Annotated in this window: 13 protein-coding genes; 8 read left to right on the forward strand and 5 right to left on the reverse strand. The window is 67.7% G+C overall.

Annotation, left to right across the window (positions count from 1 at the left end):
- Window positions 1-28: 28 nt before the first annotated feature.
- Window positions 29-1390, reverse strand: coding sequence for an alpha-hydroxy acid oxidase (locus U7114_RS05520; RefSeq protein WP_321214372.1), 1362 nt, complete (start codon window positions 1388-1390; stop codon window positions 29-31).
- 98 nt (window positions 1391-1488) lie between these two features.
- On the opposite strand from U7114_RS05520, the gene U7114_RS05525 reads away from it, so the two are divergent.
- Window positions 1489-2196 (forward strand): FadR/GntR family transcriptional regulator, encoded by a 708-nt coding sequence (locus tag U7114_RS05525; RefSeq protein WP_157241172.1) that lies wholly within the window; start codon window positions 1489-1491, stop codon window positions 2194-2196.
- A gap of 7 nt (window positions 2197-2203) precedes the next feature.
- On the opposite strand, the gene U7114_RS05530 is transcribed toward U7114_RS05525, so the two are convergent.
- Window positions 2204-3238 (reverse strand): LacI family DNA-binding transcriptional regulator, encoded by a 1035-nt coding sequence (locus U7114_RS05530; RefSeq protein ID WP_157241174.1) that lies wholly within the window; start codon window positions 3236-3238, stop codon window positions 2204-2206.
- Window positions 3239-3613: 375 nt separating this feature from the next.
- On the opposite strand from U7114_RS05530, the gene U7114_RS05535 reads away from it, so the two are divergent.
- The 5 genes from U7114_RS05535 to U7114_RS05555 are packed head-to-tail and all read left to right on the forward strand — an operon-like array spanning window position 3614 to window position 9562.
- Window positions 3614-5086 (forward strand): Gfo/Idh/MocA family oxidoreductase, encoded by a 1473-nt coding sequence (locus U7114_RS05535; RefSeq protein ID WP_323056722.1) that lies wholly within the window; start codon window positions 3614-3616, stop codon window positions 5084-5086.
- Between the two features lie 27 nt (window positions 5087-5113).
- The gene (locus tag U7114_RS05540) at window positions 5114-6079 is read left to right on the forward strand and encodes an NAD(P)-dependent oxidoreductase (RefSeq protein WP_323056723.1); all 966 of its coding nucleotides are present in this window, start codon (window positions 5114-5116) and stop codon (window positions 6077-6079) included.
- Window positions 6076-6981 carry a 5-dehydro-4-deoxyglucarate dehydratase gene (locus U7114_RS05545; protein ID WP_323056724.1) on the forward strand — a complete coding sequence of 302 codons (906 nt, stop codon included), beginning with the start codon at window positions 6076-6078 and terminating at the stop codon, window positions 6979-6981. Before U7114_RS05540 ends, U7114_RS05545 begins: the two co-directional genes overlap by 4 nt.
- Window positions 6981-8090 carry a mandelate racemase/muconate lactonizing enzyme family protein gene (locus U7114_RS05550; RefSeq protein ID WP_323056725.1) on the forward strand — a complete coding sequence of 370 codons (1110 nt, stop codon included), beginning with the start codon at window positions 6981-6983 and terminating at the stop codon, window positions 8088-8090. The genes U7114_RS05545 and U7114_RS05550 overlap by 1 nt, the downstream gene beginning before the upstream one ends.
- Before the next feature lie 20 nt (window positions 8091-8110).
- Complete coding sequence (locus U7114_RS05555; RefSeq protein WP_323056726.1) at window positions 8111-9562, forward strand: aldehyde dehydrogenase (NADP(+)); 1452 nt, start codon at window positions 8111-8113, stop codon at window positions 9560-9562.
- A 119-nt stretch (window positions 9563-9681) separates the two neighbouring features.
- On the opposite strand, the gene U7114_RS05560 is transcribed toward U7114_RS05555, so the two are convergent.
- Genes U7114_RS05560 through U7114_RS05570 form a run of 3 tightly spaced genes read right to left on the reverse strand, consistent with a single transcriptional unit; the run spans window position 9682 to window position 14122 of the window.
- On the reverse strand, window positions 9682-10851 hold the full coding sequence (locus U7114_RS05560) for a M24 family metallopeptidase (RefSeq protein WP_323056727.1): 1170 nt from the start codon (window positions 10849-10851) through the stop codon (window positions 9682-9684).
- Entirely contained in the window at window positions 10848-12950 is a 2103-nt protein-coding gene (locus U7114_RS05565; RefSeq protein ID WP_323056728.1) for a DUF6807 family protein, read from the reverse strand. Before U7114_RS05565 ends, U7114_RS05560 begins: the two co-directional genes overlap by 4 nt.
- Window positions 12947-14122, reverse strand: coding sequence for an acetylxylan esterase (locus U7114_RS05570; protein ID WP_323056729.1), 1176 nt, complete (start codon window positions 14120-14122; stop codon window positions 12947-12949). Before U7114_RS05570 ends, U7114_RS05565 begins: the two co-directional genes overlap by 4 nt.
- A gap of 522 nt (window positions 14123-14644) precedes the next feature.
- Here U7114_RS05570 and U7114_RS05575 point away from each other — a divergent pair.
- Together U7114_RS05575 and U7114_RS05580 are read left to right on the forward strand one after the other, a co-directional pair.
- Window positions 14645-15589: a sugar ABC transporter permease gene (locus tag U7114_RS05575; protein WP_321214363.1), complete on the forward strand. Its 945-nt coding sequence runs from the start codon at window positions 14645-14647 to the stop codon at window positions 15587-15589.
- Window positions 15579-16520 carry a carbohydrate ABC transporter permease gene (locus U7114_RS05580; RefSeq protein WP_157241190.1) on the forward strand — a complete coding sequence of 314 codons (942 nt, stop codon included), beginning with the start codon at window positions 15579-15581 and terminating at the stop codon, window positions 16518-16520. Before U7114_RS05575 ends, U7114_RS05580 begins: the two co-directional genes overlap by 11 nt.
- Window positions 16521-16686 lie beyond the last annotated feature (166 nt).

Raw genomic sequence — 16686 nt, forward strand, 5'->3', positions numbered from 1 at the left:
CGTTAACTGCGAGCCAGTCGGGCGGGGCTTAGTTGTTGAGCAGGCGCACGTGGTCCGGGGTCAGCTCGGAGATCTTGCTGGCGCCCAGCAGCGCCATGGTGCGGGCCATGTCCTTCTCGAGGATCTGCAGGGTGCGGTCAACGCCCGCCCGGCCGCCGGCCATCAGGCCGTACAGGTAAGCGCGGCCGATCAGCGTGAAGTCGGCGCCCAGGGCGAGGGCTGCCACGATGTCCGCGCCGCTCATGATGCCGGTGTCCAGCATGATCGCCGCATCCGTGTTGTCCTTGGTGAAGGCTTCCTTGACCTCGGGGAGCAAATGGAACGGGATGGGGGCCCGGTCCAGCTGGCGGCCGCCGTGGTTGGACAGGATGACGCCGTCCGCTCCATGGTCAACAACCCGGCGGGCATCCTCCACGGTCTGGATGCCCTTGACCACCAGGTTGCCCTTCCAGGTTTCGCGCAGCCAGTCCAGGTCCTCGAACGTCAGGGTGGGGTCGAACATGGAGTTGATCAGGTCCGCCACGGTGCCGGTGTAGCGGGACAGGGAAGCGAAGGTCAGCGGCTCATGCGTGAGGAAGTTGAACCACCAGGCGGGCCGGTAGGACGCATCAAGGACAGTCTTGATGGTCAGCGCCGGCGGGATGGTCATGCCGTTGCGGACATCGCGGAGGCGGGCGCCGGCGACGGCGGTGTCCACGGTGACCATCAGCGTGTCGTTACCCGCCTTGGCGGCGCGCTCGATCAGTTCCAGCGAGCGGTCGCGGTCCGTCCACAGGTACAGCTGGAACCAGTTGCGGCCGTTCGGTGCGGCGGCGGCAACATCCTCGATGGACGCGGTGCCCATGGTGGACAGCGTGTAGGGGATGCCGGCGGCCTCGGCTGCCTGGGAACCGGCGTACTCGCCCTCGGACTGCATCATCCGCGTGAAGCCGGTGGGCGCGATCCCCACCGGAAGGCGGGACGGCTTGCCCAGGATGTCGGTACTGAGGTCGATCGCGGAGACGTTCCGCAGGATGCCGGGCCGGAATTCGATGTCCAGGAAGGCCTGGCGTGCACGCCGAAGGGTGATTTCCGCTTCGGCGGCGCCGTCCGTGTAGTCAAAAGGCGCCTGCGGGGTGCGGCGCTTTGCGATGTCCCGCAGCTCCCAGACCGTGCTGGCCCGCTTGAGCCGGGCTTCCTTGCTGAACTCCGGCTTCTTGAACTGCATCAGCGGAGCCAGGTCCGAGTACTTCGGGATGCGGCGCTTCAGCGCCGCCGGCACGGCAGCGGCGGCCGGGGGAGCGGCCGGTGCCTGGGTAGTGGACGGGGCGGGCGGCGTTGTGGCCGGAATATCCGTCGCGTCCGGTGCGGGAGTTGCTTCCGGATTGTTGGGCTGGATGGTGTGGGTCATGGCGTCCTCCATTGGCCGGCAGGTCCGCATCCGGGACCTCCTGTGGTCTAACCACACTGTAGGCCATGTGGTCCAACCACATCAAGTACCATTGCCCTATGCGGACGCACCAGCTTGTTTTGTCGTGGATCGAAAATGAGCTTTCGGAGGGCAGGCTGACCGTGGGCGGCCGCCTTCCGGCCGAGCGCACGCTTGCGGAACAGCTGAAGGTCTCGCGAACGTCCGTGCGCGAGGCCATCAGGATCCTTGAGGCGATGGGCGTGGTCCGGGCCGGGGTCGGCTCGGGTCCGGAGGCCGGCACGGTGGTCATTTCGGATCCCACGGCGGCCCTCGGCTCTGCCCTGCGGCTGCACGTTGCAACCCAGCACCTTCCGGTGGCGGACATCGTGGAAACCCGGGTGCTCCTCGAGTCCTGGGCCGCGTCGAAAGCCAGGCCGGACGCGCCGGAGCTGGAGACAGCCGCCGCCTTGCTGGACCAGATGGCCGCGGAAGGGCTTGCCGTCGACGAGTTCCTGGCGCTGGACGTCCGGTTCCACCTTGCCCTGGCCGACGCCGCCGGCAATGCCGTCGTGAGCGCCATGATGGGATCGTTGCGCGAATCCATCCAGAGCTATGCCGCGCAGATCACCTCCAGCCTCCCCGACTGGGAGGACACGGCATCGCGGCTGAAGTCGGAGCACGGCGGCATCCTCGCCGCCATCAGGAATGACGACGGCGAACGGGCGGCAAGGCTCGTTGCCGCCCACATCCAGGGCTACTACAAGGAAGCAGGACTGGATCCGGCGGAGGCCCGGCCAGCCCCGTGAGCGGATGTCAGCCGTGCACCGCGGTGCGGGCGGCCTTGGCCGGGCCCGTGCTGGCCCGCACTTCGAGCCTCGGCTGGTAGCGGCTGCCGGGAGTCTGGCTCGCTTCATTCCGGATGAGGGCCCGCAGCTGGTGCCATGCCTCCGCCCCCAGCTCGGTGATGGGCACCGCTGCCGTGGTGAGCGTCGGCGTCGTGTATTTGGCGAAGGGGATGTCATCAAACCCGGTGACGGAGATGTCGCCGGGAACGTCAAGGCCGCGCTCGTGCAGCCCGCTCATCAGGCCCATGGCCACGAGGTCGTTGAAGGCCAGGATCCCGGTGGCACCGCTCTCCAGCACCGCGTCTACTGACCCATGGCCGGTGTCGAAATCGGAGCCGCCTTCAAGCATGGTGACCTCAACATGCGGATGGGCGGCCTTGAACGCCTCCAGGCCCTGGAGCCGGAGGTTGTTGGACGCGCTGCGGGGAGGCCCTGCCAGGAAGGCGAGGCGGGTATGCCCGAGCTCAACCAAATGTTCGGCGATGTCCTGCACGCCCTGGCCGTAGTCCACCACCAGGCTGGGAACATCGGCGGCTGCCGTGGTGCGGTTGATCAGCACCAGCGGGCGCAGTGACGGGGCCAGCTCTTCCAGCTCGGCGTCGCTCATGCGCGGAGCGCACAGGACCAGGCCATCGCAGCGCCGCCGCGCCTCACCCGCAAGGATGGACTCCTCGCTGGAGACTTCAAAGGAGTCGGCGATGAGGACGCGGTAGCCGTCCTGGGCGGCCGCCCGGCTGAGGCCGCGGAGGATGGCCTGGAAAGTGGGGTTGGCCAGGTCCGGCACCACGATGCCGATGGTGTCGGTCTTGCCGAGGGCCAGGCTTCGTCCCACCGGGTTGGGCTGGTACTTCAGGTCAGCCGCAGCTGCCTTCACGCGGGCGGCGATCTCAGGGTCAACAGTGAAGTTGCCGTTCATGACGCGCGAAACCGTGGCGTGCGAGACGCCCGCCTTGAGGGCAACATCCGCGATGCCGATCCGGCCGGAAGCCGATTTCCTGACCATAAGTGGCCCCTTCCTCAGCGCCGGAGCCGGCAGGCCCGGGCGCAGTCCGCTGGCGGGGGTACCCGGCCAACTCCTTGTCGACGTACTAGTCAGAGCATGTCGTACGTGAAAGCATATAACGGGACGGGAAAGCGATTTCTCTTCTTTTCCCGAATTTTCCCGCACGGTTTTCCCGGCTTTTCCCGTGCGGCCGCCGCGCCGGGGTAGAAAACGCTTTCTCACAACGCTGCCAATGGTTGACGGATGGGCGGTCCGGTTGATAGAACTCATATAACGAATCCGGAAAGCGTTTTCTCAGGCCTCGTCAGCATAGAACCGGATCAACCCCGAACAACGGCCCGGCGGGCCGGATTTAAGCCTTCGAAAGGGACCCTCATGGTCAACACAGCCGAGTCGACTTCTGCTTCAGAGGCCCGGTCCGAGTCCGCGGACGGCCTTGACGCCGTTCCCGGCGCCCAAGCTGCTGCCGCCCGCCGGGGCGGAAAGGCCCGCATCGCCCTGATCGGGACCGGCGGGCGCTCCGAGATGTACATCCGCGCGATCTTCGACAAGCACGCAGATACCGCCGAGCTGGTGGCGTTCTCGGATGTAAACCCCGGCCGGGTGGAGTTCTACCAGCAGCTCATTCAGGAACTCGGCGCCCCGGGACCCGTTGCGTCCTTTGATCCGGCGGACCTCACCGCCTTCATCCAGGCCAACAACATCGACCGGGTCATCGTGACCACGCCGGACTACACCCACGCCGATTACATCGTGGAGAGCCTGCGCGCCGGGGCGGACGTCGTCGTCGAAAAACCCCTCACCATTGACGCCGAGGGCTGCCGCCGCATCACCCAGGCCGTGCACGAGACCGGCCGCAACGTTGTGGTCACCTTCAACTACCGCTATTCGCCGCGCAACAGCGCATTGAAGGAGATCATCCAGAGCGGCGTGATCGGCAAGGTCACGTCCGTCGACTTCAGCTGGGTGCTGGACACCGTCCACGGCGCGGACTACTTCCGCCGCTGGCACCGCGAAAAGAAGAACTCCGGCGGCCTGCTGATCCACAAGGCGTCCCACCACTTCGACCTGGTGAACTGGTGGATCGACGACGTCCCCGAGCGCGTGTTCGCCTCCGGCGGGCTGAAGTTCTACGGTGACAAGAACGCCGCCGAGCGCGGCCTGGGCCCCCGTCCGGAGCGTGGAACGCCCGACGCCGATGCTTCCGCCGCCGGAACAAGCGGCAGCGCAAAGGACCCCTTCGCGCTGGACCTGCGGGAGGACGAGCGGCTCAAGGCGCTGTTCCTGGACAACGAGCACTACGACGGCTACCGCCGCGACCAGGACGTCTTCACCGGCGGCATCACCATCGAGGACAACCTCGCACTCGTGGTGGAGTACCAGGGCGGGCCCCGCCTGAGCTACTCGCTGAACGCCCACAGCCCCTGGGAGGGCTATCGCGTCGCAGTCAACGGCACCGAGGGCCGCGCCGAGCTGGAGGTCGTGGAACGCGCCGCCGTGCTGCACAGCACGGACAAGAAGACTGTGGTGGACCCCAGCGCCACCCCGGTGGAGGAGGAAGACGCCATCCGCCGCAACGGCGAACGCCTGGTGGTCCAGCGCCATTGGGAGGCCGCCTACGAGGTCCCGATCGTCAACGGAGAGGGCGGACACGGCGGCGGCGACGAGCTCCTGCTCTCGGACCTCTTCAACGGTCCGGGCGAGGACCCGCTGGGCCGCCCCTCCGGTTACCTGGACGGGCTGAGGTCGGTGTCCGTGGGCATCGCCGGCAACCGCTCCCTCGAGACCTCCCTGCCCGTACGCATCGCGGACCTGGACCTCGGCATCGACCTCCGCCGCGGCAAGTGACCGGCCCGAGAACCTGAAGGAACAACCATGAGCAGGATCTTTGTCACCGGCGGCTCCGGCCGGCTGGGACGCAGCGTGGTGGCGGGGCTGGCCGGCAAGGGCCACCAGGTCATCTCCGTGGACCGCGACGCCGTCCCGGCGGACCAGCTTCCCGCCGGGGTGGTGCAGGAAACCGCCGACCTCCTGGCGCCGGGTGAGGCGCCGCGCCTCCTCCGGGAAACCACGCCCGACGCCGTCATCCACCTCGCTGCGATCGCGGTGCCTTTCAGCGCGCCCGAGGACGTCATCTTCGCTACGAACACACGCCTCGCCTTCGCCGTGGTCAGCGCCGCGACGGAAGTGGGGGTGCCGAAGATCGTCACCGCCAGCAGCCCCACCGTGCTGGGCTACGGCGCACCTGCGGGCTGGCTGCCGCCGTCGTTCCCGCTGGATGAGCGGACCCCGCCGAAGCCGTGGAACGCGTACGCGCTCTCCAAGCTCATCGCGGAGCAGACCGTCCAGGCCTTCGCGGCAGCCCAGGGCGAAAAGATCCGCTACGCGGCGTTCCGCCCCTGCTACGTGATCTCCCCGGAGGAGTGGGAAGGCGCGCCCACCCAGCAGGGCCACACCCTTGTGGAACGGCTGGCCGACCCCGCCCTCTCCGCACCCGCCCTGTTCAACTACGTGGACGCCCGGGACGTGGCGGACTTCCTCGACCTGCTGCTGGAAAGGATGCCGTTCATCCCCAACGGGGAAACCTTCTTCGTCGGAGCCGCTGACGCCCTCGCCACCGCGCCCCTGGCCGAACTGATGCCAAAATTCCTGCCCGGAAGCGAAGTCCTCAGCGCAGGGCTCACCGGCAGCAGCCCGGCCTTCTCCATCGCCAAAGCACAGCAACTCCTGGGCTGGCACCCCGCGCGCAGTTGGCGCACGGAACTCAAGTCCCGTTCCACCCTCAACGACGAGAACTCCGCGCTGGTCAGCACCGGCGGCGGAGCCAAGGAGACACCATGAAATTCGACGGCGTACTGTTCTTCCCCGTCACCCCGTTCACAGCCGTTGGTGCCGTCGACGTGGAACTGCTCAAAGAACACATCAGCTCGCGGCTTCCGTTCGGGCCGGGCGGCGTCTTCCCCGCCTGCGGCACCGGCGAATTCCACGCCCTCAGCATCGACGAGGTCCGCATCGTAGTGGCTGCCGCCGTCGAGGTTGTTGCCGGAAAGGTGCCGGTAGTAGCAGGAGCGGGCGGACCCCTGGGCCATGCCCTCGCCGCCGCCCGCGCTGCCGAAGAAGCAGGCGCGGACGCGCTCCTGGTGCTGCCGCCGTACCTGGTCACCGGCCCCACGGACGGTCTGGTGGCCTATGTCGAGGCCGTGGCCAACGCCAGCAGCTTGCCGGTCATCGTGTACCACCGCGGCAACGCCAGGTTCACGGCCGCATCCATGACCAGGCTGGCCGCCAACCCCAAGGTCATCGGCTTCAAGGACGGGCTCGGCGACGTTGGCCTGGCCCAGGAAATTGTGTCCGCGGTCCGCGCCACGGGACGCCCGGACTTTGCGTTCTTCAACGGGCTGCTGACCGCCGAACTGACCCAGGGCGCCTACCGCGGACTGGGGATCCCGCTGTACTCGTCCGCCGCGTTCGCCATGGCGCCGGAAATCGCCACGGCCTACTACGACGCCTACGAAGCGGGCGACGAGGACCGCCGGAACGCCCTGCTGGAGGGCTTCTACGCGCCGCTGGTTCGGCTCCGTGACCAGACTCCGGGCTTCGGCGTTTCACTGATCAAGGCAGGCCTGCGCCTGGGCGGCCTGCCGGTGGGCTCCGTCCGCCCGCCGCTGGTCGACCCCACCGAGGAGCAGTTGGTCCAGCTGAAGGCCATCCTCGCCAAGGGCTACGAGTTGGCCGGCCGCTGATGGGCGCCCCGGCCGCCGAAGCGGTGCGCACCGCACCGCGCATCACGGGCCTCACCACCCGCCTCATCACGGTTCCGCTGCGCCGCAGCTGGGGCGTGGAAGCACCTGAAAACCACGTGATCGTCACGGAGATCCATACGGACGACGGCGGCGCGGGGCACGGTTTCTCCTGGACGCCCACCATCGGCCCCCAGGCGGTTAAGGCACTGCTGGACCATGACATTGCGCCTTTCGTCGCCGGCTTGCCGGCCAACCCCGAGATGGTGTGGGACGCGCTGTGGAAAAGGCTGCATGAGGCCGGCGGCGGGGGACTGACCACCATCGCGATGGCCGGGGTGGACCTTGCCCTCTGGGACCTGCAGGCCTCCCGCGCCGGAACCTCCGTCACCGGATACCTCGGCCAGCGGCAGGAGTCTGCCGAGGTCTACGGCTCCGGGGTGAACCTGCACTACACACTTGACGAGCTGGTGGCTCAGGCCGAACGCTGGGTCGCGGCCGGGCACCAGGCAGTGAAGATCAAGGTGGGCAAACCGGACCTGCGCGAGGACCGCGAACGTGTTGCCGCGGTCCGCTCCGTGCTGGGGCCGGACCGGAAGCTCATGATCGACGCGAACCAGCGGTGGGACCTGCCCGCCACCTTCCGCGCCCTCGACGTCCTGTCCGATTTCGGGCTGGAGTGGCTCGAGGAACCCATCCGGGCGGACGATCTCTGGGCGTACCGGCGGCTCCGCAAGCATTCACCGGTGCCGATTGCCCTTGGCGAAAACCTGCACACCGTCTACCGGTTCCGCGATTTCATTGAGGCGGAAGCGGTGGACATCATCCAGCCCAACATCGTCCGGGTGGGCGGCATTACCCCGTTCCGGCGGATCGTTGAGTTGGCACGGACCAACAGCATCAGGGTCATGCCGCATCTGCTGCCCGAACTGTCCGGGCAGCTGGCCCTGACCCTGGCGGAGCCCACCATGGTGGAGGACGTCGAAGAGGCATCCTTCGAACAGTTGGGGATCCTGGCCGGCCCGTCGCCTGTCCGGTTCAGCAACAGCCGGGTGACGCTCACGGACCAGCCGGGGCTCGGCTTCCGGTTCACTGACAACCCGCAGACCTAATCACGACGAACAGGATCCCAGTGACTACTGCAACCCTTTCCCTTACCGAGCTCACGGCTGCGGCCACGAAGGCAGCGAAAGCTTCCGCGGCTGCCTCGGATGCCCGGCGCGCTGCCTGGCTCAACGCTGTGGCCGATGCTTTGGACGCCAACGCCGCCGAGCTCGTCGAGATCGCGGATTCCGAGACCAGCCTGGGCGCCGCCCGCCTCACCGGCGAAGTGGCCCGCACCACCGGCCAGCTGCGCCTGTTCGGCCGGGTGATCACCGAGGGCACTTATCTTGAGGCCATCATCGACCACGCGGATCCGGACTCCACCCCGCCCAAGCCGGACCTGCGGCGCATCCTGCGGCCCATCGGACCGGTTGCGGTCTTCTCCGCCTCCAACTTCCCGTTCGCCTTCTCGGTTGCCGGCGGCGACACTGCCTCGGCCCTGGCCGTGGGCTGCTCCGTGATCGTCAAGGCGCACTCGGGCCACCTCCGGCTGTCGGAACGGACGGCGGAGATTGTGGCAGAGGCGCTTCGCGGCGCGGGCGCTCCGGACGGCCTGTTCGCCCTGGTGAGCGGCCGCGAAGTGGGAACAGCGCTGGTCCAGGACCGCGCCATCAAGGCCGTGGGCTTCACCGGTTCCATCCCCGGCGGCCGCGCCCTCTTCGACCTGGCCACGTCCCGCCCCGATCCCATCCCGTTCTACGGCGAACTGGGCAGCCTCAACCCGGTAGTGGTCACGGAGGCAGCCCTGGCGCAACGCCCGGACCAGCTCGCTGCCGGGCTTGCAGGGTCCTTCACCCTGGGCGCCGGACAGTTCTGCACCAAGCCCGGCCTGGTGTTCATCCCGGCTGGCACAGACTTTGCCGCGAAAGTGGCGGCAGCCAGCAAGGACAAGCCTGCCCTGGGCATGCTCACCAGCCGGATTGCGGAGGCCTACCCGGACGGCCTGCGCAGCTTCGCGTCCGTGGAGGGCGTGAAGGTGGTCAGCGGCACCGTGGACCAGGACGCAGTGTCCGACGGCGCCGCACCCGTGGTCTTTTCCACCTCGGCGGCAAAGGTCCTGGAGCGCCCCGGGGAGCTGCTGGAAGAGTGCTTCGGCCCCACCACCATGCTGATCGAGTACTCGGGCCAGGAGGAGCTGTCCGCGGTCCTGGCCAAGGTGCCGGGCAGCCTCACCGCCACCGTGCACGCCCAGCCGGGCGAGGACGTGTCCGGTCTTGTGGGCCAGCTGTCCGAGCTGGCCGGCCGCGTCCTCTTCGACGGCTGGCCCACCGGTGTGGCCGTCAACTGGGCCCAGCAGCACGGCGGCCCCTACCCGGCCACCACCTCGCTCTTCACCTCGGTGGGCGCGACGGCGGTCCGCCGCTTCCAGCGTCCGGTTGCCTACCAGGATGCGCCCGAAACGGTCCTGCACCCGGCCCTGCACGAAAGCAACCCGCTGGGCATCCCGCGCCGGGTCGACGGGGAACTCGTACTTCCCTGACAACGCTCTCTCACTTGATGTCGGTTTAACCGAAACGCTCTATCAGTTGGTGCCGGGACTACGGCGTCAACTGATAGAGCGTTTCGGTTTTTTCCGCAGGAACTGAGCGAGCGTTGTGGCTAGAGCTGGAGGGTGGCCGGCCGCTCCAGTCCGTTGACCGCCGTCGAGGGCCAGCGGGGGTCGACGGTGAGGACCCGCAGGCCCGTTGCGGTGAGCTGGACCGTGTCCTCGATCTTGACGCCGGGCCCGGACGGGTTCCAGGTGAAGGCCTGGTCCAGGACCACTGTGTCCGTCGCGGCGGCCGTAACCCGGGGGTCACGGCCCGCGTAGCCGGCGGGACCGCCCTGGTGGTGCTGCTCCCATTGGTCCGCGCCGAAGCCGTGCCGGGCGTAGGAGGCCTGGATCTCGGCGAAGATCCGGTCCAGCCGTGCTCCGGGGACCGTGGCGTCGAAGATGTCTGCTTCCACTGCGGCGATGCGTGCCTCGGCGTCGCGCTCTTCCGCCGTGCCGGCGTCGAACCTTACCCAGCGGGTGATGTTGGCAACCAGGCCGTCCCGACGGGCGCAGACGACGGCCATCGCGCGGCGGCCCAGGGGCGAGTGCGTGGCCAGCGGGTGCCGGAACCCGCTGCGGCTGCTGCCGTTGCACAGCAGGACCAGGGGCTCCGCGCCGGCGGCGACAACCCGGCCGGCCAAGGCGGACACCAGCTCGAACTCCGTGGTCTCCGGCCGGGCCCTGGAGAGGACGTCCGTCATGATCACGGCAACCTCGGCGCTGAGCCGGGCATAGCGGGTGCTCTCGGCCGGGAGCAGCTGCTGGCGTGCGGCGCGCAGCTCCGACGCCACGTCGGCTTCGGCCAGCGGCGCTGTGCCACGCCCGGCTGTGCCGCCTTGGGCGGCAGTTCCACCCGGGCCAGGTCCAGCCGAGGCAGTACGTCCGACGGCGGCAGCGGCCTCGTGCAGGTTGCCGTACCAGGGCACGGAGTGCAGGGCGACGCCGGCCGGCAGCTCCTCGGCGGCGATCCGGCCGGCCTCATTGTTGAAGGTGACGAGGTGGTCGCCCTCGCGGTCCACGAGAAGGGCGGCGATCGGATCGCCGGCCAGGCTGATGTGCACCCGGCTGCCATCCAGGTACCACGTCAGCGCGGTGTTGGTGGTCAGGAGCAGGGATTCCCGCCCTTTGGCGTCAAGGATGTCCAGCACGCGCCGGCGTTTGATGGCGCGGTCCGCCGCGGAGGCCGGGGCCGTCCTGCCCGAATGCAGCGTTTTGTCGGCTGTGGTCTGGCTCATGAACGGTTCCCCTGCTGGTTGATGAGTGCTTCGATGTCGGTGGTGCCCAGGATCCCGTCGGCTACGAAAACGGTGATGCTGCGCTGGACCGGACGGCCCGGTTCGGCGATGACCGGGGTGTCCCAGGCGAGGGATTGGCCGACCCCCGGGTAGCCGTCCACGCGGACGAACCAGGGGTCGGTGGAGCCCTCAGCGGCGACGAAGACGAGCGTGGCGCTGCCGGCGGGTGCCCCGGCGCCTGATGCCCCGCCGACTGGCGCGCCGCCGTCGAACTTTGCAGCCCAGGCGAGCCAGGGCGTCACCGAACCGTGCACCCCGGACTCGCCGGAACCGGCGGACGTCCATACGGTGGCGGCCTCGCACGCGGGCAGCCGCCAGAAGAACCCGCCGTAGCCGCCTTCAAGGCGGCCGTTGGAGCCGGGGCTCCCGAGGCTGACGGGCTGGCCGCCCGCGGGGGAGAGGGCGAAGTCCAGGGACATTCGCCAGATGGACGGGCTGACGCCGGCCCAGGTCCAGGTGCGCTCCTCGACGAGCACCGGCGCGCCGTCGGGACCGTTCCAGCCCAGGAGTTCCTGTAGCTTCTCGTCCCGTCCGCCCGTCCGGGCAGCTGTTTCTTCGACGAGGGTGTCCCGGACCGTGATGCTGCCGTGGTCCGGGCGCCAGACGTACTGGCCGGCTTCACGGGTATAGGTACGGCCGCCCCAGAAGTTGATGCCGTCCACGTCCTGCAGCGCCACCCCGACGCCGAGATGCCACACGTGGTCCAGCGGCTGGTGGTCCGACACCACCGTGCCCGCCAGGGTCCGGACGGGATGCAGGTAGGGGCGGGGCGAGGACACTGCCCGGATCCGGCTGCCGTCCTGGTACCCGGCAACGGGCTTGCGGTCCACAGTGAGCGTGCGGGCCGGCGGCAGGTCCCGGGCCCAGCGAACACCCAGCTCGGCGAAGGTGGCCTGGGCCTTGAGGGCCCTTTCGATGACGGCTGCGACGCCGTCAACCACGGGGTGGGCGTCGTCGCCTTCGCCCTCCCAGATGACATGTTCCGGCGGGATGGGCTGCGGCGCCGGGGCCGTCCGGATGGCTTCCAGCACTGTAGTGAAGGCGCCGGTGTCCGCCAGCGAACACAGCAGCGGCGTGCCCGTGGAGCGCGCGGCCAACAGGTTCTCCAGCAGGTCCGTACGGCCGAACGTCTCCCGGCGCTCGCCGTCCGCGGTGCTGAAGACCACCTGGTCCTCGGTGTAGAAGAAGGTGATTTCGCCCTGGGTGCCGTGCACCGTCACGGACGGGTTCTGCTGCTCCGGCGCGCACAGCGTCAGCCCGCAGGTGACGGTGGTTCCGCCGGCGGTGCGCACGCGGAGGACGGAGGTGTCGTCGCTCTCGGTATCGTGTGCCCGGTACAGGTCCGTCTCCACCGATTCCACGTCCGCCAGGGTGTGCGCCCCGGCCAGGTGGAGCGCCGTGGCCACGGCGTGGGCCAGGGCGTTGGTTGCCACCCCGTCCACCACGTCGGTGCCGTCCAGGTTGCGCTTTCCGGCCCAGCGGGAGCGCTTGAAGTACGCCTTGCTGCGCACCCATTCGCCCCTTGCGCTCACGCCGAGGATGTCACCGATGCCGCCTGATGCGACGTGCGCCCGGATGGCGGGAAGCGCGTGGGACCCGAAGCTTTGGAAGCCCACCTGGACCAGGCGTCCCGCGGTTTCGGCTGCGGCCAGCACTTCCCGGAACTGGGCCAGCGAGGCCACCGGCGGCTTTTCCACATAGACGTCCTTGCCCGCTGACAGGGCTGTGAGGGCCAGGGGAGCATGGGTCTGGATGGGGGTGGCGAGAATGACGACGTCGACGCCGGGGTCTGCTGCCAGCAGTTGGGCCAGGTTGTCGAAGACAGTTACGGATTCCGCGAGCCGTCCAGGGGCCGGCGGGTTGGGGTCCGCGACGGCGACGAGTTCCACGGTGCCGGCCTGTTCGAGCCTGGCGAGGTTGGCGAGGTGTTGTTCGCCGAAGCCGTGGACGCCCACCAGGGCGATGCGCTGGACGCCCCCGGGGGCGGCACCTCCCGTGGCGTGGCGGCCGCGCTGCGCTGTGGCGGATTGATCAATCATGAGGTGGGTCCTTGGTAGCTGAAGGGAGGAAGGGTTTTAGGGTCTTTGGCGCCGAGCGAGGCGGACAGGAAATCGATCGCTTCCTGTTGCATGCCTGCGGTGAAGACGTGGCCCCCGGGCCAGAAGCTCCCGGTGTAGCTGTCGGGGCTGTGCAGGGACTCCAGTATGCGGTGGGCGCCGCGCATGCCGTCTTCAGGGAAGAGCTGGTCCGCCAGTGCGTACTGCACCAGCAGGCGGCGGGCCGCGGCCCGGGCGGAGAGTTCCGGCCAGTCACCCAGCTTCCACAGCCCCGGCGTCTGCAGCAGCCATGAATGGGCGTCGAGGTAGGCGGGCAGAAGCGACTGGAAGGTGGTCATCATGCACGTCACCACGTAGCTCTTGATGCGGGGGCTCAGCGCGGCGAGGGCCAGGGACCGGCCCCCGCCGCCGGAGAAGCCGATGCAGCCGAGCCTTTGCTGGTCCACGTCCGGCAGCGAGGCGAGGATCTCCAGGGCAGCGAGGTCGTCGTGGGCCACCATCCCGGCGAGGCTGGTGCCCAGCAGGCCGGCGGTCTTGGCCACGGTTTCCTCGTGGAATCCGGCGGCGGCGTTGTACACGTCGGCCTCGGAAGGTACGACGCCGTCCTGCCGCCACTGCGCCTGCCTCGCCTCCAGTGCGTCGGCCGTCCGCCAGGCCGGAACCGATAGGTCAAAACGGCGGCTGCCCCAGCCGAACGTGTCGTGGGCCAGGACGGCGGAACCGGCACGGGCCAGGTCCGTGGCCAGGGCGCGGCCGTCGTAATGGCCGGCCCGGGCGTTTTTCGCGGAGGGATGGGACTTGGGGAGTTCAACCAGCCGGTCCGCGCCGCCGAACTTGTTACCGCCGTGGCAGTGCAGTGCCAGGATGCCGGGCAGCGGCCCGGAAGCGCCGGCCGGGCGGATCAGCCAGCCCGTACTCCGGGGACCGAAGCCCAACTGCCAGCTGAGCTGGGAGGTGGTGACGCCGTCGTACGTCTCCTCCCACTGGACGGTCACGTCAGGAGACGCCGGCGCCCCGGGCACGCCAAGGGCGTCCGCAAGTTCCTGGGCTGCAATGGTGGCAGCCCGGTAGCGGGGGTGCTGCTGGACATAGGCGGGCCAGTCTTCGTAGCCGGCGATGGCGCTGGGCCTGACGCGCTGGCTGCTACCTGTCATTGGCTGACCTCCTGTTCGGATGTGGTTTTGATGGCGTGGATCAACCGGGGACCAGCCGGGGGTCAGGCCGGTTTGGAGCTGGCTTCTTGAAGCCCCTTTCGCGCCGTCCTGCGGCGAGATCTTCCCGAACAGCACATCCGCGCCAAGAGAGATTCCGTGAGACGAAACCGCACTGTTGCGTCCCCTGGGCCCTTCGATTCTATTCGTAGTGACAGACGACGCGGAAAGCGTTTTCTCAAAAACTAGCAAAGGGCTATACACGAGTCAAGAAACCGTTTACTTTGGTACGGAGCCGCTTTTTCAAACCCCCACCTCCCGGCGGCGCGGGGCCTCCCACTGCCAATAACTTGGCGGGGATGCCGCCCCGCAGCGGGAGCACACCTCCGCCCAGGGCGGAAACACCAACGTGGAGGCCACGATGACCAAAGGAGACCACATGGCCGCTAAGCACATACCGGAGGTACCGCGCCCGGCAGGAATGCCGGCAGCAGCGGTGCCATCAAGACGAATGGGGCGCCACCAGTGAGCGCCATCAGCGAACTCAGCTCCATTACCCGGCGAAAGGGCAAACTCACCGCCGCGGAAAAGAAGGCCAACGGCAGGGACAACAAGGCCGCCTATATTTTCCTGCTGCCATGGCTGGTGGGCCTGGTGGCGATCACCATCGGCCCCATGCTGATGTCCCTGTACCTGTCCTTCACCGACTACAACCTCCTCCAGCCTCCGGAATGGGTGGGCCTGGACAACTTCACCCGCATGCTCACGGACGCCCGGCTGCACAACTCGCTTGGCGTGACCTTCACGTACGTGTTCATCGGGGTCCCGCTCCAGCTTGCGGTGGCGCTGCTGATTGCCCTCGTCCTGGACAAAGGCCTGCGAGGCCTGCCGTTCTACCGCTCGGTGTTCTACCTGCCGTCCCTGCTGGGCGGCTCGGTTGCCGTCGCTATCCTCTGGAAGCAGATTTTCGGCACCACCGGCCTGGTGAACCAGGTCCTCGCCATGTTCGGCATCCAGGGGCCCGGCTGGATTTCTGACCCGAGCACGGCGCTGGGCTCGATTATCCTGCTGCACGTCTGGACCTTTGGCGCCCCCATGATCATCTTCCTGGCCGGCCTGCGCCAGATCCCGAACATGTACTACGAGGCAGCCAGGGTTGACGGTGCCACCACCCTCCAGCAGTTCTGGCGGATTACCCTCCCCATGCTGAGCCCGATCATCTTCTTCAACCTCGTGCTGCAGATCATCGGGTCCTTCCAGTCGTTCACCCAGGCGTTCATCGTCTCGGGCGGCAACGGCGGCCCTTCGGACTCCACGATGTTCTTCACCCTGTACCTCTACCAAAAGGGCTTCGGCCAGTTCGACATGGGCTACGCCTCCGCCATGGCGTGGATCCTGCTGGTGATCATCGGTGTGTTCACCGCCATCAACTTCATCGCTTCTAAGTATTGGGTTTTCTATGACGACTAAGCTGGAGACGCTGCCCGCCTCGGACAAGAAGTCCGGAGGTGCCGGCAAGCCTACGAACCATCGCAAGCCCCGCGAGTCCCGCGGAACACTGGCCTTCAGCAAGGCCCAGCGCGGCAAGGCCCTGATGAAGCACGCCGTCCTGATCCTTGCCGGCGGGTTGATGATCTACCCCCTGCTGTGGATGGTGGTTTCATCACTTCGTCCCAACGAGCTGATCTTCCGCGAACCCGGACTCTGGCTCAACAGCCTGGAAATGAGCAACTACACCTCAGGCTGGTCGGCCCTGACGCATCCCTTCGGCCACTACATGATCAACTCCGCGATCGTGGTGATCGGCTCGATCCTCGGCAACCTGGTCTCCTGCTCCATGGCCGCGTACGCCTTCGCCCGTCTTCAGTTCACCGCGAAGAAGCTGCTGTTCGGCATCATGCTGCTGACCATCATGCTGCCGTTCCATGTGGTGATCGTTCCCCAGTACATCCTTTTCTCGCAGATCGGCTGGGTGAATACGTTCTGGCCGCTGATCGTGCCCAAGCTGCTGGCCACCGAAGCGTTCTTTGTCTTCCTTATGGTCCAGTTCATCCGCGGCATTCCCCGGGAGCTGGATGAGGCTGCAAGGATCGACGGCGCAGGCCACCCCCGCATCTTCCTGCGGGTCATCCTGCCGCTGATGGTCCCGGCCCTGGCCACCACCACAATCTTCACGTTCATCTGGACGTGGAACGACTTTTTCGGCGCCCTGATCTACCTCACGGACCCCGACATGTTCACGGTTCCTGTCGCACTGCGCGCCTTCGTGGATTCGCAGTCGGCTACGAGCTGGGGATCGCTGTTCGCGATGTCCATCGTGTCGCTCCTGCCGGTCTTCCTCGTGTTCCTCTTCGGCCAGCGGTTCCTCATCAAGGGCATTGCCACCACAGGCATCAAATAGCAGTCCCGGCTTTTACACGCCTCCCTCGCCGGTCGCGGTACTAACTGCGCTGCAGGAAGCGGCCCGTCCGCCGACGGGCCGCTTCCGAGGTCCATAACATTCTGAAACATCTTGTAATACAAGTTTGCTACTTGTATTCTTAGACTAAGAAAACGGTTTCCCGTTT

The organism is Pseudarthrobacter sp. C1 (assembly GCF_034720455.1).
Classification (GTDB): domain Bacteria; phylum Actinomycetota; class Actinomycetes; order Actinomycetales; family Micrococcaceae; genus Arthrobacter.

Excerpts from the sequence above, each read along its gene's own strand:
- U7114_RS05550 (WP_323056725.1), top strand. The coding sequence starts at position 6,981 with ATGGGCGCCCCGGCCGCCGAAGCGGTGCGCACCGCACCGCGCATCACG.
- U7114_RS05540 (WP_323056723.1), top strand. The coding sequence starts at position 5,114 with ATGAGCAGGATCTTTGTCACCGGCGGCTCCGGCCGGCTGGGACGCAGC.
- U7114_RS05580 (WP_157241190.1), top strand. The coding sequence starts at position 15,579 with ATGACGACTAAGCTGGAGACGCTGCCCGCCTCGGACAAGAAGTCCGGA.
- U7114_RS05520 (WP_321214372.1), bottom strand. The coding sequence starts at position 1,390 with ATGACCCACACCATCCAGCCCAACAATCCGGAAGCAACTCCCGCACCG.
- U7114_RS05535 (WP_323056722.1), top strand. The coding sequence starts at position 3,614 with ATGGTCAACACAGCCGAGTCGACTTCTGCTTCAGAGGCCCGGTCCGAG.
- U7114_RS05565 (WP_323056728.1), bottom strand. The coding sequence starts at position 12,950 with ATGATTGATCAATCCGCCACAGCGCAGCGCGGCCGCCACGCCACGGGA.
- U7114_RS05530 (WP_157241174.1), bottom strand. The coding sequence starts at position 3,238 with ATGGTCAGGAAATCGGCTTCCGGCCGGATCGGCATCGCGGATGTTGCC.
- U7114_RS05545 (WP_323056724.1), top strand. The coding sequence starts at position 6,076 with ATGAAATTCGACGGCGTACTGTTCTTCCCCGTCACCCCGTTCACAGCC.
- U7114_RS05570 (WP_323056729.1), bottom strand. The coding sequence starts at position 14,122 with ATGACAGGTAGCAGCCAGCGCGTCAGGCCCAGCGCCATCGCCGGCTAC.
- U7114_RS05560 (WP_323056727.1), bottom strand. The coding sequence starts at position 10,851 with ATGAGCCAGACCACAGCCGACAAAACGCTGCATTCGGGCAGGACGGCC.
- U7114_RS05525 (WP_157241172.1), top strand. The coding sequence starts at position 1,489 with ATGCGGACGCACCAGCTTGTTTTGTCGTGGATCGAAAATGAGCTTTCG.